This window comes from Burkholderia sp. BE12, assembly GCF_002959955.1.
Taxonomy (GTDB): Bacteria; Pseudomonadota; Gammaproteobacteria; order Burkholderiales; family Burkholderiaceae; genus Burkholderia.
In genome coordinates this window covers 25,450-47,529 of sequence record NZ_PREY01000009.1, presented here as the reverse complement: position 1 = coordinate 47,529, position 22,080 = coordinate 25,450, and the positions used below count along the sequence as shown (strand labels likewise).

The window sequence follows — 22,080 nt, the reverse complement described above, 5'->3', positions numbered from 1 at the left end:
CCTGCGGCCCTCAGTGCGCGCCGCGCGGGCCGGAACCCGTGCGCGCGCCGATTTTTTGTTCGAGTCGCTCGACCCGCTTTTCGACCCGTGCGAGCGCATCGCGTGCGCGCGCCAGTTCGGCGTCGAAGCCGCCGAGCGACGCGCGCCGGACGACTTGCGGGTTCTCGTCGAGCCAGTATTCGGCGACGGAATCGAGCACGTTGCGGCCAGTGCGGCGCGCGCGCGCCCCGGCGTCGCGCACGACCGTCGCGATCCGGTACGCCGCCGCGTCGCCGACCAGCTTCGCGAGATCTTCTTCCGGTTCCCAGCGCAGGTGCTCGGCCAGCTTCGCGATCTGCGTCGCGAATTCCGCGTCGCCTTCGATCTTCACGTGCTTCATCACGGCCGCCTGGCCGCCCTGCAGGAACGCGGCGAGCGTGTCGCCGGCCAGCGCGATCGACACGTCGACCTGTTGCGCATCGTGCGCGTCGACGGCCGACAGATAGCCGTCGGGCTGCACCAGCAGCGTGAGCGTGACGGGAGGCACGTCGATGCGGGCAGTCTTGCCCGCATAGGGAATCAGGCGGTCGCGCGCCCACGATTCGCGCGCGAGCAGGTGATTGACGGCAGCAGCAAAAGGCTTGGCGGCAAAGGTCATCGGGCTGGGAAAGAAAAAACCCGCGCGGGCCGGGCGCCCACGCGGGTTTCTATTGTAACGTCGGATCGTCGGCAGACCGTGCCTGACCGTACACCCGGGCGGCAAGCGGTCGCAGTGCGGCGGCCGTCGCCCGGGCGCCCGGCGGCGCGGGCCGCCGGCCACGCTCAGTGCGTGTTGATCTGCTGGATACCCGCGAGCAGCCAGCCCTGACTGCCCGACTTCGACAGGTTCCAGACTTCGTCGAACGGCGCGGCCGACGTATTCGCCGATTCGCGGATCAGGCCGTGGAAGCGCACGCTCGCCGACTGCTCGATGCCGCGATCCTCGATCGCGACCAGTTCCGCGTCGAGCTGCACGACATCGGTCTGGTTCGCTTCGTTGCCGCGCGAATCGAGGTCGATCTTGATCTCGGCGAACATTTCGGGCGTCGTGAACTCGCGGATGTCGGCCAGGTTGCCCTGGTCCCACGCCGCCTGCAGGCGCACGAAATAGACTTTCGCGCTGCGCAGGAACGCTTCGGTGTCGAAGCCGGCCGGCACCTGCAGCGGCGCCGCTGCCGCCGCGGCCGCGCCGGCGGCCGCTGCACCGCCGCCGCCGAACACGCCCTGCGCTTCGTTCGCATAGCTGCTGCCGCTACCCGCGTAGTTGCTGCCGGTGTTGCCCTGCTGGAACGACGGGCTTTGCGAGTAGCCGCCCGACGACGACGCAGCGCCGCCGACCGAATACGCCGGCTCCTGCGGGCGACGGCGGTTCATGAACTTGCGGATCAGCCAGATGCCGACCATGGCGAGCAACGCGATCACGATGACGTTCGCCATCATGCTCGCGAATGCGCCGCCGAGGCCGAAGTGCGACAGCAGCGCCGCGATGCCGAGGCCGGCCGCGAGCCCGGCGATCGGCCCGAGCCAGCGCGAGCGGTTGGGCTGCGCGGCCGGCGTGGGCGCAGCCGGGTTCGCACGCTGCGCCTGCGACGGCGCGGCCTGCTGCATCGGCTGCTGCGCAGGCGGCGTGGCCTGGCGCTGCGTGACGGTGGAATTCTGGCGGCCGATGCTGCGCCCGCCGCCCATGCGCCGGGCTTCGGCGTCGAGCGATGCGAACGTGCCGGCCGTGAGCAGGCCGACCATCAGCAGCGTGCCGACCCGTCGAGCCCACGGCTTCGACGGTTTGCTACGGTTGAACAACGAACGCGATTCAGACATCAGCTTCTCCGAATGTAAGACGAATGTAGGGAAAGAACCCCTTAGTACTTGGTCCCTAGGTGTAAAGCTACCACGCCACCTGACAAATTGTAATATTTGACGGCATCGAGGCCCGCTTGTTCCATCATCGTCTTCAGCGTGTCCTGATCGGGGTGCATCCGGATAGATTCAGCAAGATACCGATAACTTTCAGCATCTTTCGCGAACTTGTCGCCAAGCCACGGTAATACTTTGAAAGAATACAGATCGTACGCTTTTTTCAGCGGGTCCCAGACTTTCGAGAATTCCAGCACCATCACGCGGCCGCCGGGCTTCGTCACGCGGCGCATCTCGGCCAGCGCGGCATCCTTGTGCGTCATGTTGCGCAGCCCGAACGCGACCGTGACAACGTCGAAGTAGTTGTCCGGAAACGGAATTTTCTCGGCGTCGCACAGCAGCGACGGCGTCACGACACCCTTGTCGAGCAGCCGGTCGCGGCCGACGCGCAGCATCGATTCGTTGATGTCGGTATGCCAGACCTCGCCCGTCGGCCCGGCCGCCTTCGCGAACGACCTGGTCAGGTCGCCGGTGCCGGCCGCGATGTCGAGCACCTTGAAGCCCGGGCGCACATTCGCCTGCGCGATCGTGAACGCCTTCCACGCGCGGTGCATGCCCGCCGACATCAGGTCGTTCATCAGATCGTAGTTGCTCGCGACCGAATGAAACACGCCCGCCACTTTCTTCGCTTTTTCGTTTTCCTCGACGCTTTCGAAGCCGAAGTGGGTTTTGCTCATCGCGTTGATCCTCAGTAAATGGCAAGACGGCGCCGAGCGGGCGCCGTCGATTTCAGTGGCAGTGGCCGTGCGGCGCGCCGGCCGCCTGCATCGGCGCGTCGCGCTCGACGCCCGCCGCCTTCAGTTTGTCGAAATAGTCGCGCCACAGCGCGTCCTGCTGCGTCGCCAGTTCGTACAGCAGGTCCCACGAGTAGATGCCGGTCGAATGGCCGTCGGAGAACGTCGGCTGCAGCGCGTAATTGCCCACGCCCTCAAGCGCGGTGATCGTCACTTCGCGCTTGCCGGTCTGCAACGTCTCCTGGCCCGGTCCGTGGCCACGTACCTCGGCCGACGGCGAATACACGCGCATCAGCTCGAACGGAATCCGGAAGTTCTCGCCGTTCGGGTACTGCAATTCGAGCACGCGCGATACCGCGTGCACGACGACGCCGGACGGAATCGGCGTCGTGGAAGTCAAACCGCTCATGGCTGCCTCGAATCGGTCATGCGTTGAATTTCCTCGCGCACCGCATTGTGCAGCAGCGAGGCCTGTGCCGCGCGCGAGCGCAGCAGCGCCTCGGACACGCTGCGCTGGCGCGGCGCCCACACGGGCTGCGGGAAATGGGCATCGTTGGAAAAGCGCGGAATCACGTGCCAGTGCACGTGCGGCACCATGTTGCCGAGGCTCGCGAGATTCACCTTGTTCGGCTGCATCACGCGGCGCACGGCCCGCTCGACCGCGTAGACCACGCGCATCAGATGTGCCCGCTCGGGCTCGCCAAGATCGGAGAACTCGGCCACGTGCGCGCCCCAGATCACCCGGCAGAAGCCCGGGTAGTCGTGCTCGCCCGTCGCGAGCACGACGCGCAGCACGTCGTCCTGCCAGAGCACCTCGCCGCCGTCTTCACGGCAAAACACGCATTCCATCGTCGCTCCCATGTGGACGGGCGCCGGCATGGCTGCACCGGCGCCCGCTCATTCCCGGCCCGATCGGGCGGTCGTCATGCCCGCATTAGACCAGCACGCGCTCGATCCCGCCATGGTTCGCCCGTGCGACATAATCGGCCATCCAGTTCTCGCCGAGCACCTGGCGCGCGATCTCGACCACGATGTAGTCGGCTTCGAGGTTCGCGTCCTCGTTGTAGCGCGACAGCCCCTGCAGGCACGACGGGCAGCTCGTCAGGATCTTCACGTCCGGGCCGCCCGCGCTCGCGGCGGCCGGCACCGGCGCGTCGCCGGCCACCACCGGAATCGCGCGCAGCTTCGCAGCGCCCTTGCGGATCTCCTCTTCCTTGCGGAAGCGAACCTGCGTCGAGACGTCCGGCCGCGTGACCGCCAGCGTGCCCGATTCGCCGCAGCAGCGATCGTTCTTCTCGATCCGGTAGCCGTCCTTCTCCGCGCCCATCAGCTCGTTGACGAGCTTGACCGGATCCATCGTCTTGATCGGCGTGTGGCACGGGTCGTGATACATGTAGCGCGTGCCCGACACGCCGTCGAGCTTCATCCCCTTCTCGAGCAGGAACTCGTGGATGTCGATGATCCGGCAGCCCGGGAAGATCTTGTCGAATTCATAACCCGCGAGCTGGTCGTAGCACGTGCCGCACGACACGACCACCGTCTTGATGTCTAGGTAGTTCAGCGTGTTCGCCACCCGGTGGAACAGCACGCGGTTGTCCGTGACGATCTTCTCGGCCTTGTCGTACTGGCCCGAGCCGCGCTGCGGATAGCCGCAGCACAGGTAGCCCGGCGGCAGCACCGTCTGCACGCCCGCTTCCCACAGCATCGCCTGCGTCGCCAATCCCACCTGCGAGAACAGCCGCTCGGAGCCGCAGCCCGGGAAGTAGAACACCGCTTCCGAATCGACGGTCGTCGACTTTGGGTTGCGGATGATCGGCACGATCTTGTTGTCCTCGATGTCCAGCAGCGCGCGCGCCGTCTTCTTCGGCAGGTTGCCCGGCATCTTCTTGTTGACGAAGTGGATCACCTGCTCGAGCGCGGGCGGCTTGCCGGTCGTCGCCGGCGGGTGCTGCGTCTGCTTCGTCACGACCTTCTTCAGCATGTCGTTCGCGAAGCGCTGCACCTTGTAGCCGACGCCCATCATCACGCCGCGCGCGAGGTTGATCGTCTGCGGATTGGTCGCGTTCAGGAAGAACATGCCCGCCGCATTGCCGGCGTTGAATTTCTTCTTGCCCATCTTGCGCAGCAGGTTGCGCATGTTCATCGTGACGTCGCCGAAGTCGATCTTCACCGGGCACGGCGTCGCGCACTTGTGGCACACCGTGCAGTGGTCGGCCACGTCGTTGAACTCGTCCCAGTGCTTGATCGACACGCCGCGGCGCGTCTGCTCTTCATACAGGAACGCCTCGACCAGCAGCGACGTCGCGAGGATCTTGTTGCGCGGGCTGTACAGCAGGTTCGCGCGCGGCACGTGGGTCGCGCACACCGGCTTGCACTTGCCGCAGCGCAGGCAGTCCTTCACCGAATCGGCGATCGCGCCGATGTCGGACTGCTGCATGATCAGCGACTCGTAGCCCATCAGCCCGAAGCTGGGCGTGTACGCGTTGCGCAGATCGGCGCCGTCGAGCAGCTTGCCCTTGTTGAAGCGGCCGTTCGGGTCGACGCGCTGCTTGTACGCGCGGAATTCGGCGATCTCGTCGTCGGTCAGGAATTCGAGCTTCGTGATGCCGATCCCGTGCTCGCCGGAAATCACGCCGTCGAGCGAGCGCGCCAGCTTCATGATGCGTGCGACCGACGCGTGCGCGTCCTGCAGCATCTCGTAGTTGTCGGAGTTGACCGGGATGTTCGTGTGGACGTTGCCGTCGCCCGCGTGCATGTGCAGCGCGACGAACACGCGGCCGCGCAGCACGCGCTTGTGGATCGCCTGCGCTTCGTCGAGGATCTGCTTGAACGCGCCGCCGTTGAAGATCGCGCGCAGTTCCGCGCGGATCTCCTGCTTCCACGAAATGCGGACCGTGCGGTCCTGCGTGATGTGGAACACGGTCGCGCCCGGCTGCTCGTCCGCGCGATCCGCGAACTTCTCGGCGAGCGCCTCGTAGCCGAGCTGCACCAGGTAATGCTGCGCCTCGCGCAGCGGCTGGTCGAGCCGGTCGCGCACGAATTCCCAGCGTGCCCGCACGCGCTTGAGCAGCTCCAGCGCCTGCTGCACGCGATCCTCGAGCAGCTCCGCGCTCGGGATCTCGTTCGCGTCGTCGGTCTTGCCGAGCGGCAGGTTGCCGCCGCGGAAGAACGCCTCGAGCGCGTCGACGAGTTGCAGCTTGTTCTTCAGCGACAGCTCGATGTTGATCCGCTCGATGCCGTCGGTGTACTCGCCCATCCGGTTCAGCGGGATGACGACGTCCTCGTTGATCTTGAACGCGTTCGTGTGCTTCGCGATCGCGGCCGTGCGGCTGCGGTCGAGCCAGAAGCGCTTGCGCGCCTCCGCGCTGACCGCGACGAAGCCCTCGCCGCTCTTGCCGTTCGCCATGCGGATCACTTCGGACGTCGCGTGCGCCACCGCGTCGGCATCGTCGCCGACGATGTCGCCGATCAGCACCATCTTCGGGAATGAATTGCGCTTGCTCTTGGTCGCATAGCCGACCGCGCGCAGGTAGCGCTCGTCGAGGTGCTCGAGGCCCGCGAGGATCGCGCCGCCCTGCTTCGACGTCTCGAACAGGTAGTCCTTGATCTCGACGATGCTCGGGATCGCCTCGCGCGCCTGGCCGAAGAATTCGAGGCACACGGTGCGCGTGTGCGCGGGCATCTTGTGCAGCACCCAGCGCGCGGACGTGATGAGCCCGTCGCAGCCTTCCTTCTGCACGCCCGGCAGGCCGGCGAGGAACTTGTCGGTCACGTCCTTGCCGAGCCCTTCCTTGCGGAACCGGCGGCCTTCGATCTCGAGCATCTCGGTGCGCAGCAGTTTCTCGCCCGGCGCATACGCGCCATCGAACCACTTCAGCTCGAAGCGCGCGACCGCGATGTCGTGGATCTTGCCCTGATTGTGCTCGTGGCGCGTGACTTCCAGCCAGTTGCCGTCCGGGTCGACCATCCGCCACCACGCCAGGTTGTCGAGCGCGGTGCCCCACAGCACGGCCTTCTTGCCGCCCGCGTTCATCGCGACGTTGCCGCCGATGCACGATGCGTCGAGCGAGGTCGGATCGACCGCGAACACGTAGCCGGCCGCTTCCGCCGCTTCGGTCACGCGACGCGTGACGACGCCCGCACCGGAGAAGATCGTCGGCACCTTGTGCGCGACGCCCGGCAGCTCGGTCAGCTCGACCGCGCCGAGCTGTTCGAGCTTTTCGGTGTTGACCACCGCGGAGAACGGCGTGAGCGGCACCGCGCCGCCCGTGTAGCCGGTGCCGCCGCCGCGCGGGATCACGGTCAGGCCGAGCTCGAAGCACGCCTTGATCAGCGCCGCGATCTCGGCTTCGGTATCGGGCGTCAGCACGACGAACGGGTATTCGACGCGCCAGTCGGTCGCGTCGGTCACGTGCGACACGCGCGACAGCCCGTCGAAGCGGATGTTGTCCTTCTGCGTGCAACGGCCGAGCGCCTTGGTCGCGCGCCGGCGCAGCTCGGCCATCTTGTCGAATTCGTCCGCGAACTCGTCGACCGCGCGCTGCGCGGCCGTCTCGAGCATCTCGACGCGCGATGCGCGCTCGCGGCCCGCGTCGTCGCGGTGCTCGGTGAGATCCGCACTGCGGCGCTTGCCGATCTCGGTCAGGCGGTGGTTCAGCGCCTCGATCAGCAGCGCGCGGCGCTTCGGGTTGTCGAGCAGGTCGTCCTGCAGGTACGGGTTGCGACGCACGACCCAGATGTCGCCGAGCACTTCATACAGCATCCGTGCCGAACGGCCCGTGCGGCGCTCGGCGCGCAGTTCGTCGAGCACCGCCCACGCCTCCTCGCCGAGCAGGCGGATCACGATCTCGCGATCCGAGAAGGACGTGTAGTTGTAGGGAATCTCGCGCAAGCGGGGCGCGGGGTCGGCGGCGACGGCGGCGGCCGCGCCATGCGGATCGAAAACTTGTGGTGCGTTCATGTTCGGACGACTCGGAGGGCCGATACCCCGTGCACGGGCGTCGGCAAGCGCGTGGGCGCAATCTTGGGGAAATCTGTTCTGTTACCAGGCGCGCGGCTGTCCTTCATGGGGCCGGAGCGGGCGACTCGCCCCTCGTGGCCGGCGACAGGGCCTGGCGGCACTCGGAATCATCAGCACGATCGCGCGCGGCGCGCATGCCGTTCGGCCGCGGGGCTGGCTGCGCGCGGCGTCGGCTTCAACGGTGCGATCCGAGGGTGCCTCTGCATCTTCCGAATCCTTGATTCAAAACGGAATTCTAACCCATGATCGGGCCGCCCGTGACACGCCGGACAGGTCGTGGGGCTATCGCCGCGAGCCGCGCCGGGCGGGGCTCCGCGCGGTTTCGCGCGATCATTCGCCGTCCGTCCGGTCGGTAACCGCGCGGTTAAACCGGTAAAAAACGCCTCCGACGGCGCGAATGCCCTGCCCGCACGCGCACACGACCGGGGACGACCGCCCGCCCGGCATGCCGCTTGCGTGCGGGCGGACCCTTGGCGCTATCATTGACCCTTTACCGTCCGCATCCGCACTGCACGCGAGCACCCATGGCATCCCACGATTACCTGAAGAAGATCCTCACCGCGCGCGTCTACGACGTCGCGATCGAGACGGAACTCGAACCGGCCCATAACCTGTCGGCCCGGCTGCGCAACGCCGTTTACCTGAAGCGCGAGGACAACCAGCCGGTGTTCTCGTTCAAGCTGCGCGGCGCATACAACAAGATGGCGCACATTCCGGCGGACGCGCTCGCGCGCGGGGTGATTACCGCCTCGGCCGGCAACCACGCGCAGGGCGTCGCGTTCTCGGCGGCCCGGATGGGTGTCAGGGCCGTGATCGTCGTGCCCGTCACGACGCCGCAGGTGAAGGTCGACGCGGTGCGCGCGCACGGCGGCCCGAGCGTGGAGGTGATCCAGGCGGGCGAGTCGTACAGCGACGCGTACGCACACGCGGTCAAGGTGCAGGAGGAGCGCGACCTCACGTTCGTCCATCCGTTCGACGATCCGTACGTGATCGCCGGCCAGGGCACGATCGCGATGGAGATCCTGCGTCAGCACCAGGGCCCGATCCATGCGATCTTCGTGCCGATCGGCGGCGGCGGGCTTGCCTCCGGCGTCGCCGCGTACGTGAAGGCGGTGCGCCCGGAGATCAAGGTCATCGGCGTGCAGGCCGAGGATTCGTGCGCGATGGCGCAGTCGCTTGACGCGGGCGAGCGCATCGAGCTGAGCGAAGTCGGCCTGTTCGCGGACGGCACCGCGGTGAAGCTCGTCGGCGAGGAAACCTTCCGGCTGTGCCGCGAATTCCTCGACGGTGTCGTAACGGTCAACACCGACGCGCTGTGCGCGGCGATCAAGGACGTGTTCCAGGACACGCGCAGCGTGCTCGAGCCGTCCGGCGCGCTCGCGGTCGCGGGCGCGAAGCTGTACGCGGAACGCGAAGGCATCGAGAATCAAACGCTCGTCGCGGTCACGTCCGGCGCGAACATGAACTTCGACCGGATGCGCTTCGTCGCCGAGCGCGCGGAAGTGGGCGAGGCACGCGAAGCCGTGTTCGCGGTCACTATCCCCGAGGAACGCGGCAGCTTCAAGCGCTTCTGCTCGCTGGTCGGCGATCGCAACGTCACCGAGTTCAACTACCGGATCGCCGATGCGCAATCCGCGCACATCTTCGTCGGCGTGCAGATCCGCCGTCGCGGCGAATCGGCGGAGATCGCCGCGAACTTCGAATCGCACGGCTTCAAGAGCGTCGACCTGACGCACGACGAGTTGTCGAAGGAACACATCCGCTACATGGTCGGCGGCCGCTCGCCGCTCGCGCTCGACGAGCGCCTGTTCCGCTTCGAGTTTCCGGAGCGGCCGGGCGCGCTGATGAAGTTCCTGTCGTCGATGGCGCCGGACTGGAACATCAGCCTGTTCCATTACCGTAACCAGGGCGCGGACTACAGCTCGATCCTCGTCGGGCTGCAGGTGCCGCAGGCCGATCGCGCCGAGTTCGAACGCTTCCTCGCGGCGCTCGGCTATCCCTATGTCGAAGAGAGCGCCAACCCGGCGTACCGCCTCTTCCTGTCGTAAAGGCGTCACACGATGAATCCCGAACATTCCCCGCTCGGCAAGGCCACCGTCTACGCGGCGCAGTACGACGCGTCGCTGCTGTTCCCGATCCCGCGCGCCGGCGCGCGCGAGCAGCTCGGCATCACGTCGGCGCTGCCGTTCTTCGGCACCGACATCTGGAACGCGTACGAATTGTCGTGGCTCAACGCGCGCGGCAAGCCGCAGGTCGCGATCGCGACGTTCTACGTGCCGGCCGAATCGCCGAACATCGTCGAATCGAAGTCGTTCAAGCTGTATCTCGGCTCGTTCGCGCAGTCGAAGTTCGACTCGCTCGACGCGGTGCGCGACGTGCTGAAGCGCGACGTGTCGGCCGCGTGCGGCGCAAGCGTATCGGTGCAGCTGGTGTCGGCGCACGATTTCCGCAAGCTGGAGATGGACGAGCTCGACGGGCTGTCGCTCGACCGGCTCGACCTCGACACCGACGTGTACGAGCCGGACCCGTCGCTGCTGTCGGCCGCGGATGCCGCGGACGAAGCGCCGGTCGAGGAAACGCTCGTGTCCGACCTGCTGCGCTCGAACTGCCCGGTCACGGGCCAGCCCGACTGGGGCAGCGTGCAGATCCATTACGTCGGCCCGCAGATCGACCATGCGGGGCTGCTGCGCTACATCATCTCGTTTCGCAATCACACGGGCTTTCACGAGCAGTGCGTCGAGCGGATCTTCCTCGACATCCTGCATGCGTGCAAACCGGTGAAGCTCGCTGTGTATGCGCGCTATACGCGCCGCGGCGGGCTCGACATCAATCCGTTCCGCACGAACTACAACCAGCCGATGCCGGATAACGCGCGGACGGCGCGGCAGTAAATCGAGCAATGCTGGCGGGCATGTCGAAGCCCGCCGGCAGATCGATGCGCACGGACGGACGGCCTTTCACGGCAGTGCGGCCAATTGCGCGGCGCCCCATTTCCTTTCTACGGCAGCACGATGCAGGATCGCGAGCGTAACGGATTCGCGCTTGCGGCCACGCACCTTTCGAAGCACCCATCGCCGGAATAGCGAATGGCGCAACCCTTCGGACGTATCGTGTCGCGCTCTCGTCGACAGGATTTTATTCAAAGCGTAAAAATTCAGTGCCGACGCAACGGGGCCGGCGCACACCAATGCGCCGGCCCCGTCACACAACAATCCGCCCTCGCCGCGCTACTTCGCCGGCGCCTTGTAAGCAATACAATCGACCTCGACCTTGCAGTCGATCACCATGCTCGACTGCACGCACGCACGTGCCGGCGGATGCTCGCCGAAGTACGAGACGAACACCTTGTTGAACGACGCGAAATCGCGCGCGTCGTCGAGCCACACGCCGCAGCGCACGACGTGCTCGAGGCCGTAGCCGGCTTCCTTCAGGATCGCGATCACGTTCTCGATCGTCTGCTTCGACTGCGTGACGATCCCGCCTTCGACGACCTCGCCGTTCACCATCGGCGTCTGGCCCGACACGTACAGCCAGCCATCTGCCTCGACCGCGCGTGCAAACGGCATCACCTGGCCGCCGGTCCCCTTCGCTTCGCCTACGCCATATCGCTTCATCGTTTCACTCCTCGTTTGTCGACCAGCGTCGGCGCTTCAGCGCTGACTCCGGTCCCATGCAACGCTCGGTTGCGGATGCGCGCGCCGGCTGCTGCGGCACGCATGGAAGATCGGAATACGGGCGTTCAGAACGCCGCATCGGCACCGGCCGGCACGCGCTCGCCGCGCGCGACGAAACCGCCGGCGCGCTCGCCGGTCGGCTGGCCGTTTTCATAAGTCAGCACGCCGTTGACCCACACCGCGTCGATCCCGTGCGCGGGTTGCTGCGGCTTGTCGAACGTCGCGGCGTCGATCACGCGCGCCGGATCGAACAGCACGAGATCGGCGTGGTAGCCGACGTGCACCTCGCCGCGGCGCGCGATCCCGAAGCGGCGCGCGGACAGCGACGTCATCTTGCGGATCGCCTCCTCGAGCGGCAGCAGGTTCGTGTCGCGCACGTAGTGGCCGAGCACGCGCGGAAACGCGCCCCACAACCGCGGATGCGGCAGCGGATCGTTCGGCAGCCCGTCGGAGCCGACCATCGTCGCCGGATGCGAAAGGATGCGACGCACGTCGTCCTCGGACATGTTGTGGTACACGGCGCCCGCCGGACGGATCCGCTGCGCGGCCTCCTGCTCGGTCACGCCCCAGTCGGCCGCGATCGCCTTCAGCAGCTTGCCCGCGACTTCCGGGTGCGGCTCCGACCACGTAATCGTGATGTCGATGTCGCCCGTCACCTGCTTCAGGTCGAGCGTCGACGAACTGCGGCTGTACGGATAGCAGTCGCAGCCGACCGGCTGGTAACGGCGCGCACCTTCGAGCGACGCGAGCACCTCGGTGCTGCGCCCCCAGTTCGACGGACCCGCGCACTTCAGGTGCGAGATCACGACCGGCACCTGCGCGTGGCGGCCGACGCGGTAGGCCTCGTCCATCGCATCGAGGATCGCGTCGAATTCGGTGCGCATGTGCGTCGTGTACAGCGCGCCGGCTTTGGCGAGCGGCTCGGCGAGCGCCATCACTTCCTCGGTCGGCGCCGCGAACGCGGAGCCGTATGCGAGGCCTGATGACAGGCCGAGCGCGCCGTTCGCGAGCGCCTCCTCGAGCTGCGCGCGCATGCCGGCGATCTCGCCATCGGTCGCCGCGCGGTCGAGGCGGTCCATCTGGTTGTTGCGCAGCGCCGTATGGCCGACGAGCGCCGCGACGTTCACGGCCGGGCGCGCATCGTTCACGGCCGCGACGTAAGCGGCGAAGCTCGGGTACTGGAACGCATCGCGCCCGCCGAGCAGGTTCATCGGGTCGGGCGGATCGCCCGCGAGCGTCACCGGCGACGCGCTGATCCCGCAGTTGCCGACGATCACGGTCGTCACGCCCTGCGAGATCTTCGGGATCATCTCCGGCGCCCGGATCACGTGCGTGTCGTCGTGCGTGTGCACGTCGACGAAACCCGGCGCCAGCGCACGGCCGTTCGCGTCGACGACGTTCTCGGCGAGCCAGTTCGACAGGTTGCCGATCGCCGCGATCTGGCCGTTGCGGATCGCGACGTCGCGCGTAACGGGCGGTGCGCCGGTGCCGTCGTACAGTTGCGCGCCGACGATCAGCGTATCGGCCGCTTCGGGATGCGAATGCATGGTCAGTCTCCTACCGGTTGACGGTCTCCGCCGCCGCGATGCGCATCGAGTGCGTGCTTGATGCGGCGCAGCGATTCTCGGCCCGCATCGCCGAGCCGCAATGCGACTCCGGTGACGAGCACGTCGATCGCCATCATCATCGCGTAGCGCGATGTCGAAGGCTTGTAAATGAAATCGGTTTCGAATGCGACGACGGGAATCAGATGGTCGGCGAGCTTCGCGAGCGGCGACGCCGGCGCGGTGATCGCGATCAGCTTCGCGCCGTAGCGCTTCGCGAGCCGGCAGCTCTCGAGCAGCTCGGGCACGCGCCCGCTCACCGACAACGCGACGACGACCGCGTCGCTCGACAGCGTCGCGGCCACCATCCGCTGCAGCAGGCCGTCCTGGTAGCTCGCGACCGGCCGGCCGAACCGCACGAGCCGGAAGCGCAGCTCGTCGGCAAGCGCGGTCGAGCCGCCGCCCTGTCCGTACACGTAAATCATTTTCGCGCCGGCGAGCAAGTCGGCCGCCGCGTCGAACGACGTGTTGCGCAGCAACTGGTGGTTGTGCGCGAGCGCCACGCGAATCTCGTCGTAGACCATCGACGCGGGGCTCGTGTCGTCGGCCGGCGCGTCGTCGGACGGCACCAGAAAGCGCTGGCCGACGGCCGCCGCCTGCGCGACGAGCACCTTCAGCTCGCGCACGTCGCGGCAGCCGACGGCCTTCGCGAAACGCGTGACCGTCGCGACGCTGACCTCCGCGTCGCGCGCGAGCGCGCCGATGCTCGCATGCGCGGCGCGCGCCAGATCGGCGAGGATGAACGCGGCGACCTTGCGCTCGGCTTCGCGCAGCTCGGGCGCGCATTCGGCGATCCGCGCGACGATGTCGAGGACCGGCGGGGCGGCCTGAGCCGGATGGGGCTCGACGGCGGGCGAAGCGGACGGGGAAGCGGGCGTATTCATCGGCGGCAAAGGGTGCGAAGCTGGATGTTATTAAATAACATCACCGCGCAGATGCTACTTTCTGTACCATTTGCATGTCAACTTCAGTGCAATGCATAGTGATGATGGAGCGGGATGACATGAAAGTTACAAACTATCAGGAAGCGACGATCGATCCGTTCGGCAAGGGTCTGGGCAATCTGCCGAGCGCGAGCGTGCCGCTCGGCGATGCGGGCCGGCTCGAATGGAACCTGCTCGCGGAAGACGTCAGCCTGCCGGCCGCCGTGCTTTACGCGGATCGCGTCGAGCACAACCTGAACTGGATGCAGGCGTTCGTGCAGAAATACGGCGTCAAGTTCGCGCCGCATGGCAAGACGACGATGGCGCCGCAACTGTTCCGCCGCCAGCTCGACGCCGGCGCGTGGGGCATCACGCTCGCGACCGCGCACCAGACGCAGGCCGCGTATCACGGCGGCGTGCGGCGCGTGCTGCTCGCGAACCAGCTGGTCGGCCGCCAGAACATGACGATCATCGCCGGGCTGCTGTCCGATCCCGATTTCGAATTCTTCTGTCTCGTCGATTCCGCGGACAGCGTCGATCAGCTCGGCCGCTTCTTCGGCGACGCGAAGAAATCGCTGAACGTGCTGATCGAGCTCGGCGTGCCGGGCGGCCGTGCGGGCGTGCGCGATGCCGCGCAACGCGAGGCCGTGCTGGCCGCGATCGCGCGCTATCCGGACACGCTGAAGCTGGCCGGCATCGAACTCTATGAAGGCGTGCTGAAAGAGGAAGGCGAGATCCGCACGTTCCTGCAGCAGGCGGTCGCGCTCACGCGCGAACTGGCCGAAGCCGGCCGCTTCGCGCGCACGCCCGCGATCCTGTCCGGCGCCGGTTCGGCGTGGTACGACGTGGTCGCGGAAGAATTCAAGAAGGCGTCCGACGCGGGCTTCGCGGAAGTCGTGCTGCGCCCGGGCTGCTACCTGACGCACGATGTCGGCATCTACAAGAAGGCGCAGACCGACGTGTTCGCGCGCAACCCGATCGCCCGCTCGATGGGCGAAGGGCTGCTGCCGGCGCTGCAACTGTGGGCGTACGTACAGTCGGTGCCGGAGCAGAATCGCGCGATCGTCGCGCTCGGCAAGCGCGATGCGGCGTTCGACGCGGGCCTGCCCGAGCCGGCGCGCCATTTCCGTCCGGGCCGCGACGCCGCGCCGCGCGACGTCGCCGCCACCGAAGGCTGGGCCGTCACCGGGATGATGGATCAGCACGCGTACCTGCAGATTCCGCCGGGCGCGGACGTGAAGGTCGGCGACATGGTCGCGTTCGACATCTCGCACCCGTGCCTGACGTTCGACAAGTGGCGCCAGGTGCTCGTGCTCGATCCGCAATTCCGCGTGACGGAAGTCGTCGAAACCTTCTTCTGACGCATGCCGCGCGCCGCGCCGCCCTGCCGCTCGCGCGGGGCGGCCGTCACGCGCGCTTCAATCTGCCGGAGTACACTGCGCTTTCGTCCTCGGGGCCCGTCGTCGCCGTCATGCACGGCGCGACCGGGCCTTCAACGCTGTTTCACGGGAGAAAGCCATGGCCGCGAAGAAGATCCTGTTCCTGACCGGCGATTTCGCCGAAGACTACGAAACGATGGTGCCGTTCCAGGCGCTGCAGGCCGTCGGCCACCACGTCGACGCAGTCTGCCCGGGCAAGCGCGCGGGCGACAAGATCAAGACCGCGATCCACGATTTCGAGGGCGACCAGACCTACACCGAGAAACCCGGCCACCAGTTCACGCTGAATGCGGCGTTCGACGACGTCGATGCGGCGCGCTACGACGCGCTCGCGATCGCGGGCGGCCGCGCCCCCGAGTATCTACGACTGGATCCGAAGGTGATCTCGCTCGTGCGCGAGTTCGCCGAAGCCGGCAAGCCGATCGCGGCGATCTGCCACGCGGCGCAACTGCTCGCGGCCGCCGACGTGATCCGCGGCAAGCGCATTTCGGCGTACCCGGCCTGCGCGCCGGAGGTGAAGCTCGCGGGCGGCGAATACGCGGACATCCCGGTCGACGCGGCCGTGACCGACGCGCCGTTCGTCACCGCGCCCGCGTGGCCCGCGCATCCGGCCTGGCTTGCGCAGTTCCTCGCGCTGCTCGGCACGCGCATCGAGCTGTAAACGAAGTTGAAATGAAATGAGGCAACACGCCGGCCGGCGGCGGGTTCGAGCGCCCCGTATGCCGCGCCGGTCGCGTTCGGCCGAGGGGGGAACCCGTCGGGCCGCTTTCCGCCCCTTCCCGCCTGTCAGTGCGGCGCCGGTGTCGACCCGACGTCCGCGATCCGCGTTTCCAGCATCGCGAGCGCACCCGACAGCGCATTCAGCACGTCGTCCGGCAGCTGCGCCATCGTCTGTTCGAGAAACGCCTTGCGGCGCGGCAGGCACGCGTCGAACGCCGCGCGGCCTGCGTCCGTCAGCGTGACGTTGGTCACGCGGTTGTCGCGCGCGTCCGATTCGCGCTCGATCCAGCCGAGCGCGTCGAGCGACTTCAACTGACGCGTGAGCGCGCCCGGATCGATGCGCAGCACTTCGACGAGCTTCTTCTGCGACGAATGTCCGCCCATCGTGTGCAGCGCGACCATGATGCGCCAGCGCGGCATCGGCTGCCCGACGTGCGCTTCGAACGCGGTCATGAACGCGCGATACGTGCGTCCGAATTGCTGCAAGATCGCGACGCGGTCCTGTTCTTCCATGCGCTGATTTCGTTCCGGTGAATCGTTGAGTCGTCGAATCGCTCGCTCGCCTGCTCGGTCAATCGGCCGCGACGTGCGGTTCGATCTTGCGCCGCAGCGCGATCGGCGGCACGCGACGGCACTGCCACACCGACACCACGGCGACGACGGCCGCCATCGCGACGCCCAGGTGAATCGCGCCGACCAGCGATTCGCGGGCCGCTTCCAGCAGCAGCGCGCCATTATGCCCGGCACGCGTCAACTCCGCGACGAGACCGCCCTGCGCCGCGCGATCGATCAGGATCTGCGGATCGGCGAGCCGCGCGTGCCACTGCATCGCCTGATCGGCCGACAGCGCGCTGCGCACGCCGCTCGAATACATCTGGTTGACGAGCGTGCCCGTGAGCGCCGTGCCGAGCATGCCGCCGACCATCCGCAGCGACTGCAGCAGCGCCGTCGCGATGCCGAGGTGCTCGCGGCCGGCCGTCTGCTGCGCGAACACGGTGAGGTTCGGCAGCACGAAGCCGAGCCCGATGCCGCCCGCGACCATCAACGCCATCAGCATCCAGGTCGGCGTCGTGTGGGTCGACACGACGATGCCCGCGCACGCGATCGCGAACAGCGCGAAGCCGACGTGCAGCATCGCGTTCGGATGGCGGATACGCGTGACGACGCGGCCGTTCATGATGCTGCCGATCGTGATGAACACGACGAGCGGCGTGATCACGAGCCCGGCCTCCTTCGGCGACATCCCGAAGCCGCCCTGGAACAGCAGCGGCGCGTAGAACAGCAGCGAGAACATCGAGAAACCGGCGAGGATCGCGAGCACGAAGAGCGCCGACAACGCGCGGTTGCCGAACATGTCGAACGGCAAGATCGGCTGCGCGCAGCGCTTCTCCCAGTGCCACAGGCCGACGCCGGCCGCGACCGCGACGACGAGCAGCAGCGACGCCCAGCTCGCGACGCCGTACTTCGGCAGCCATTCGACGAACAGTTGCAGCGCGCCGAGCGACAGTGCGATCAGCAGCGCGCCGGGCCAGTCGAGCCGCATCTTGCGATCGTGCTCGACGTGGCGCAGGTGCGGCAGGTAGCGCCACACGAAGAACAGCGACAGCAGGCCGACCGGCAGATTCACGTAGAACACGGAGCGCCAGCCGAACGACTGGGTCAGCACGCCGCCGAGCGACGGGCCGACCGCGTTCGCGATGCCGAACGCGGAGCTCATCAGCACCTGCCAGCGCAGCCGCACGACGGAATCGGGGAACAGGTCGGGAATGCATGCGAACGCGGTGCCGACCAGCATCCCGCCGCCGATGCCCTGCAGCCCGCGCGCGAGGACGAGATACAGCATGTCGTCGGCCATCCCGCACAGCACCGACGCGCCGGTGAACACGACGATCGACACGATCACGAACGGCTTGCGGCCGTAATAGTCGCCGAGCCGGCCGAAGATCGGCACGGTGATCACGGAACTGAGCAGGTACGAGGTCGCGACCCACGCGTACAGGTCGAAGCCGCGAAGTTCGGCGACGATGGTCGGCAGCGCGGTGCCGACGACCGTCTGATCCAGCGCGACCAGCATGGTGACGAACGAGATCCCGATCATCGCGAGCAGCGATTCGCGGAACGGCAGGACTTGCCCGCTCGAATGGTGGGCGGCAGTATGGACGGGCATTTTTTGTCGATGCAACTTTTGCCGAGTCAAAGAATCTCAAAATTCTAGCATGCGGGAGTAATCTAGGCTGGCGATGGGTCAAGGCCCGTTCACGCCAAGGAGAAAGATGGAACCGATTTCAATCACCCCCGCCACGACGCTGTCGCCGGAGGACCGGGACGCGCTGCGGCGCGCGAAGCAGGTGCTGGAAAGCCCGTCGCTGACGATGAAGCTGACGGGCGTGCTCGGCGCGCCGGTCGAGAAAATGATCGCGCGGCTGCCGGACTTCGCGACCGGCAAGATCAACGATGCGACGCAGCTCGCGCTGCGCAAGTGCCTGAACATCGCGCTGCGCACGCTTGGCAAGCCGCAGTCGCCGGATGCCGAGCCCGAGAAGCCCAGCAACCTGCTGCACAAGCTCGCGGTCGCGACGACCGGCGCGGCGGGCGGCGCGTTCGGCTTTCTCGCGCTGCCGGTCGAGCTGCCGGTGACGACCACGCTGATCTTCCGTTCGGTGTGCGACATCGCGCGCAGCGAGGGCGAGAACCTGACGTCGGTCGATACGCAGTTGCAATGTCTGGCCGTGCTCGGCATGGGCGGCAACCCGGACAAGCAGGAGGAGGACGCCGATCTCGGCTATTTCGTGCTGCGCGGCGCGCTCGCGCAGGCGATCTCGAAGGCGTCGTCGGACATCACGGCGAAAGGCATCGCCGCGCACAGCTCGGCGGCCGTGTTCAAGCTCGTGCAGACGGTGGCCTCACGCTTCTCGGTGCAGGTGACCGAGCAGATGGCCGCGAAGTCGATCCCGGCGATCGGCGCCGTGCTCGGCGCGACCGTCAACACGCTGTTCATCGACCACTTCCAGCAGATGGCGCACGGCCACTTCACCGTGCGCCGGCTCGAACGCAAGTACGGGTCGGTGGCCGTCAAGGCAGCCTATCAGGCGATCGACGCCTCGCCGACGCGCTGAACCGCACGCTCGACCGCGACGCGGCGCAGGAACGCGGCCGCGCGGTCGAGCGCATCGCGCGCTTCCGGCACCATCGGCGCGTACAGCTGCCACACGTGCGGCATGTCGGGCCACACCTCGATCTCCACCGCCACGCCGGCCGCCTTCGCCTTCTCGGCGACGCGGCGCGAATCGTCGAGCAGCACCTCGGTGCTGCCGACCTGGATGTACAGCGGCGGCAGACCCGCGAAATCCGCGTAGAGCGGCGACGCGTACGGATTCGTCGCCGGCTCGTCGCCGAGATACAGCGTCGCGGCCTTCGGCAGCGCCGCGGCCGCGAACATCGGGTCGAGGCCGTCGTTGCCGCGCATCGTGCCGCCGGTGCCGGCCAGGTCGGTCCACGGCGAGAACAGGATCGCGCCGGCCGGCAGCGGCTCGCCGCGATCGCGCAGCGCGACGAGCGTCGCGAGCGCGAGGCCGCCGCCCGCCGAATCGCCGCCGAACACGATCGATTCGGGCGGCGTGCCGAGCGCCAGCAGTTGCCGGTACGCGGCGAGCGCATCGTCGAGCGCGGCCGGAAAGCGGTTTTCGGGCGCGAGCCGGTAGTCGAGCGAGAACGAGCGCACACCCGCGCGCTTCGTCAGGCCGAACACCAGCGGCCGGTGGGTTTTCGTCGAACAGAAGTAGTAACCGCCGCCGTGGAAATACAGCAGCGTGCGGCCGGGCCCGCGTGCCGCGCCCGCGTCGGTGCGTTCGAGCCATTCGCCGCGCAGCGGCGCGTCGCCGGCGCCGTAGCACTGGCGCAGCCGGTAGCCCGACGGCGCGCGGCGCGGCACGATCATCCTCAGGTCGGTAAAGCGCCGGGCACGCGCGGGGTCGAGCACCTCGCGCGTGGTTTCGGGGCGAAACTGCCAGCGCAGCAGCCAGCAGGCGAACTTGCTTTGCCAACTCATCGGACGCACTCCGTCATCACAGTGTGACGATGGTACGTGCGAACGTTCCCGCGTCGCTCGACAAGTGCCTCTATATCAAACACCGACGCTCAGTTCGCCGGCATCACCTGGCCGCGGATCTCGCCGGACGGGTGTTCCTTCGTATGAATATTGAAGTACCACTTGCCGCCCATCAGGTCCGTGACCTGTGCGTCGGTGAGTTCCTTCGAGCCCTTGATCGGACTCGCCAGCTCGTCCTTCGGCACCGGCACCTGTACGCCGGCGTTCTGGCCGACCGGCGCGGGCCCGTGGAAATGCGCGGCGGTGGCCGGCCCCGTGAGGTGTTCGTAAGTGACCGTCCACTGCAGCATGTGCGTGGCCGTGTCGTAGGTGGCGGCGACGGCGCCCGAACCCTTGGTCGCCGTCGGCGGTACTTCGCTCGACGGCTGCAGACTGGCGGACAGGCGCACCGTTTCCGCAACGGCGCTGCCGGCGGCGAGCACGCCCGCGAACAACGCGACCTGGAGCAAACGCAGCTTGAGCATGGATTCTCCTTGTACGACGGGGGACACCGCCCGAGCGGCGGCGCCACACAGGATGGTAGTCGATTGCCGGCCAATCCGGCAGCCTGCCGAAACCTGGAAGAGACCTTTGCAGCACGGCCCCTGAATCCGCGCACGGGCTTTCGCTACACTTCGTTTCACAGTTGCTTGTTTCCTTCGTCCGAAGGAGTCTGCGAGTATTCACGCGGCCGCCCGGCCGCGTTTTTTTTGCGTGTCTCCGGCGGCTAGAGGCATGCCGCGCACGAATGCCCCTTTCCGAAATACCAAGCAGGACGAATCATTTTTCGTCTCGCTCGAGTCGCGATCGGCGCGCGTACCCGCATGTTGTCACGATACGTGTAATACGTTATTGCGCGAACCCGGGTCGACACGTGTTTTCCCGAGCACGAAAATGATCGCGTGTTGTCGTGACTGGAAAGTGAACCGTGCCGGCCCGTCTCCCGATACCCTGCCCGACCCGCCCGTCCGCGTCCGCCCGCTGCTGGCGGCGCTCTGCTCCGTCGCCGGCCTCTACGGCGCGCCCGTCGACGCGCAGGAATTCTCGCTGTTCGCCGGCCCGCTGTGGGGCGGCAGCCAACGCACGTATTCGTGGGCGTTCGATTACCAGGAAGGCTTGAGCACGCACACCGCGCTCGGCTTCACGTGGTACAACGAAGGGCACATTCCGAATCACCACCGCGATGGCCAGGCGGTGCAGTTCTGGGGCCGCGTGCCGCTCGCGAACCGCCGCCTGGTGCTGTCGGCGGGCGCGGGCCCGTATCGCTACTTCGACACGGTGCCGGCCGCCGAAGGCCGCGGTTACTCGAATACACATGGCTGGGGCGTACTGACGAGCGTGCGCGCCGCGTACTACACGTCGCACCGCTGGATCGCGCAGCTTCAGGTCAACCGCGCGCAGGTGTTCAGTGGGCCCGACACGACGTCGGTGATGTTCGGCGTCGGCTACCAGCTCGATGCGCCCGCCACGCCGGGCCCGCGCGACACCGCGCTGCCGCGCACGCGCAAGGTCACGGACAACGAAATCACCGCGATGCTCGGCGAGACGATTCTCAACAGCCGCTCGTCGCCGTCGACGCTCGGCGGCAGCGTCGAATACCGGCGCGGCCTCACGCGTTCGATCGACTGGACCGCGACATGGATGTACGAAGGCGCGAAGCAGGCGGTCCGCCGCAACGGGATCGCCTCCGAGCTGTGGCTCACGCGTGCGTTCCTGAACGACAAGGCCACGCTGTCGGCCGGCGCCGGCGCGTATTTCACCGTCAACCAGCGCAAACGCGACGGCCAGCCGGGCCCGGGCGACGGCCGGTTCTCCGGCATCGTGTCGATCTCGGCCAGTTACCGGATCTCCGGGCGCTGGCTCACCCGGATCACGTGGAACCGCGTGGTCACGCGCTACGATCGAGACACCGACGTGATCCAGGCCGGCCTCGGCTATCGGTTCTAG

At 67.4% G+C, this 22,080-nt stretch carries 19 protein-coding genes; 6 read left to right on the top strand and 13 right to left on the bottom strand.

Annotated elements, in window-relative coordinates:
• Positions 1 to 10: 10 nt before the first annotated feature.
• From C4B30_RS11910 to C4B30_RS11885, 6 genes are all read right to left on the bottom strand, one after another.
• Positions 11 to 637 (bottom strand): ubiquinone biosynthesis accessory factor UbiJ, encoded by a 627-nt coding sequence (locus C4B30_RS11910; RefSeq protein ID WP_027785401.1) that lies wholly within the window; start codon positions 635 to 637, stop codon positions 11 to 13.
• 164 nt (positions 638 to 801) lie between these two features.
• Complete coding sequence (locus C4B30_RS11905; RefSeq protein WP_027785402.1) at positions 802 to 1,836, bottom strand: Tim44 domain-containing protein; 1,035 nt, start codon at positions 1,834 to 1,836, stop codon at positions 802 to 804.
• A 41-nt stretch (positions 1,837 to 1,877) separates the two neighbouring features.
• Complete coding sequence (gene ubiE, locus C4B30_RS11900) at positions 1,878 to 2,609, bottom strand: bifunctional demethylmenaquinone methyltransferase/2-methoxy-6-polyprenyl-1,4-benzoquinol methylase UbiE (RefSeq protein ID WP_027785403.1); 732 nt, start codon at positions 2,607 to 2,609, stop codon at positions 1,878 to 1,880.
• A gap of 52 nt (positions 2,610 to 2,661) precedes the next feature.
• Entirely contained in the window at positions 2,662 to 3,075 is a 414-nt protein-coding gene (locus C4B30_RS11895; RefSeq protein WP_027785404.1) for a gamma-butyrobetaine hydroxylase-like domain-containing protein, read from the bottom strand.
• Positions 3,072 to 3,515 carry an HIT family protein gene (locus C4B30_RS11890; protein WP_027785405.1) on the bottom strand — a complete coding sequence of 148 codons (444 nt, stop codon included), beginning with the start codon at positions 3,513 to 3,515 and terminating at the stop codon, positions 3,072 to 3,074. Before C4B30_RS11890 ends, C4B30_RS11895 begins: the two co-directional genes overlap by 4 nt.
• Positions 3,516 to 3,600: 85 nt before the next feature.
• Positions 3,601 to 7,626, bottom strand: coding sequence for a DUF3683 domain-containing protein (locus C4B30_RS11885; protein WP_027785406.1), 4,026 nt, complete (start codon positions 7,624 to 7,626; stop codon positions 3,601 to 3,603).
• Positions 7,627 to 8,210: 584 nt separating this feature from the next.
• On the opposite strand from C4B30_RS11885, the gene ilvA reads away from it, so the two are divergent.
• Both ilvA and queF read left to right on the top strand, forming a co-directional pair.
• Entirely contained in the window at positions 8,211 to 9,734 is a 1,524-nt protein-coding gene (ilvA, locus tag C4B30_RS11875; RefSeq protein WP_027785407.1) for a threonine ammonia-lyase, biosynthetic, read from the top strand.
• A 12-nt stretch (positions 9,735 to 9,746) separates the two neighbouring features.
• Positions 9,747 to 10,577, top strand: coding sequence for an NADPH-dependent 7-cyano-7-deazaguanine reductase QueF (queF, locus tag C4B30_RS11870; protein WP_027785408.1), 831 nt, complete (start codon positions 9,747 to 9,749; stop codon positions 10,575 to 10,577).
• 336 nt (positions 10,578 to 10,913) lie between these two features.
• Here queF and C4B30_RS11865 read toward each other — a convergent pair whose 3' ends face one another.
• From C4B30_RS11865 to C4B30_RS11855, 3 genes are all read right to left on the bottom strand, one after another.
• Positions 10,914 to 11,300: a RidA family protein gene (locus C4B30_RS11865; RefSeq protein WP_006751946.1), complete on the bottom strand. Its 387-nt coding sequence runs from the start codon at positions 11,298 to 11,300 to the stop codon at positions 10,914 to 10,916.
• A gap of 125 nt (positions 11,301 to 11,425) precedes the next feature.
• Positions 11,426 to 12,907: an N-acyl-D-amino-acid deacylase family protein gene (locus tag C4B30_RS11860; protein ID WP_027785409.1), complete on the bottom strand. Its 1,482-nt coding sequence runs from the start codon at positions 12,905 to 12,907 to the stop codon at positions 11,426 to 11,428.
• A 2-nt stretch (positions 12,908 to 12,909) separates the two neighbouring features.
• Positions 12,910 to 13,848 carry a MurR/RpiR family transcriptional regulator gene (locus tag C4B30_RS11855; protein ID WP_027785410.1) on the bottom strand — a complete coding sequence of 313 codons (939 nt, stop codon included), beginning with the start codon at positions 13,846 to 13,848 and terminating at the stop codon, positions 12,910 to 12,912.
• Positions 13,849 to 13,967: 119 nt separating this feature from the next.
• On the opposite strand from C4B30_RS11855, the gene C4B30_RS11850 reads away from it, so the two are divergent.
• Positions 13,968 to 15,248 (top strand): amino acid deaminase, encoded by a 1,281-nt coding sequence (locus tag C4B30_RS11850; RefSeq protein ID WP_027785411.1) that lies wholly within the window; start codon positions 13,968 to 13,970, stop codon positions 15,246 to 15,248.
• A gap of 157 nt (positions 15,249 to 15,405) precedes the next feature.
• Positions 15,406 to 15,987, top strand: a complete 582-nt coding sequence (locus tag C4B30_RS11845) for a DJ-1/PfpI family protein (RefSeq protein ID WP_006487930.1) — start codon at positions 15,406 to 15,408, stop codon at positions 15,985 to 15,987.
• Between the two features lie 125 nt (positions 15,988 to 16,112).
• On the opposite strand, the gene C4B30_RS11840 is transcribed toward C4B30_RS11845, so the two are convergent.
• A complete protein-coding gene (locus C4B30_RS11840; protein ID WP_027785412.1) occupies positions 16,113 to 16,559 on the bottom strand; it encodes a MarR family winged helix-turn-helix transcriptional regulator in 447 nt (148 codons plus the stop codon).
• A 58-nt stretch (positions 16,560 to 16,617) separates the two neighbouring features.
• Positions 16,618 to 18,213, bottom strand: a complete 1,596-nt coding sequence (locus tag C4B30_RS11835) for an MDR family MFS transporter (protein ID WP_027785413.1) — start codon at positions 18,211 to 18,213, stop codon at positions 16,618 to 16,620.
• A 106-nt stretch (positions 18,214 to 18,319) separates the two neighbouring features.
• On the opposite strand from C4B30_RS11835, the gene C4B30_RS11830 reads away from it, so the two are divergent.
• Positions 18,320 to 19,162 carry an EcsC family protein gene (locus C4B30_RS11830; RefSeq protein WP_027785414.1) on the top strand — a complete coding sequence of 281 codons (843 nt, stop codon included), beginning with the start codon at positions 18,320 to 18,322 and terminating at the stop codon, positions 19,160 to 19,162.
• Here the strand turns inward: C4B30_RS11830 and C4B30_RS11825 are convergent.
• Together C4B30_RS11825 and C4B30_RS11820 are read right to left on the bottom strand one after the other, a co-directional pair.
• The gene (locus C4B30_RS11825) at positions 19,132 to 20,094 is read right to left on the bottom strand and encodes an alpha/beta hydrolase (protein WP_027785415.1); all 963 of its coding nucleotides are present in this window, start codon (positions 20,092 to 20,094) and stop codon (positions 19,132 to 19,134) included. The two genes, C4B30_RS11830 and C4B30_RS11825, sit on opposite strands and share 31 nt — an antisense overlap.
• An 89-nt stretch (positions 20,095 to 20,183) precedes the next feature.
• A complete protein-coding gene (locus C4B30_RS11820) occupies positions 20,184 to 20,618 on the bottom strand; it encodes a CHRD domain-containing protein (RefSeq protein ID WP_027785416.1) in 435 nt (144 codons plus the stop codon).
• A 496-nt stretch (positions 20,619 to 21,114) separates the two neighbouring features.
• On the opposite strand from C4B30_RS11820, the gene C4B30_RS11815 reads away from it, so the two are divergent.
• A complete protein-coding gene (locus C4B30_RS11815) occupies positions 21,115 to 22,080 on the top strand; it encodes a hypothetical protein (protein ID WP_051421415.1) in 966 nt (321 codons plus the stop codon).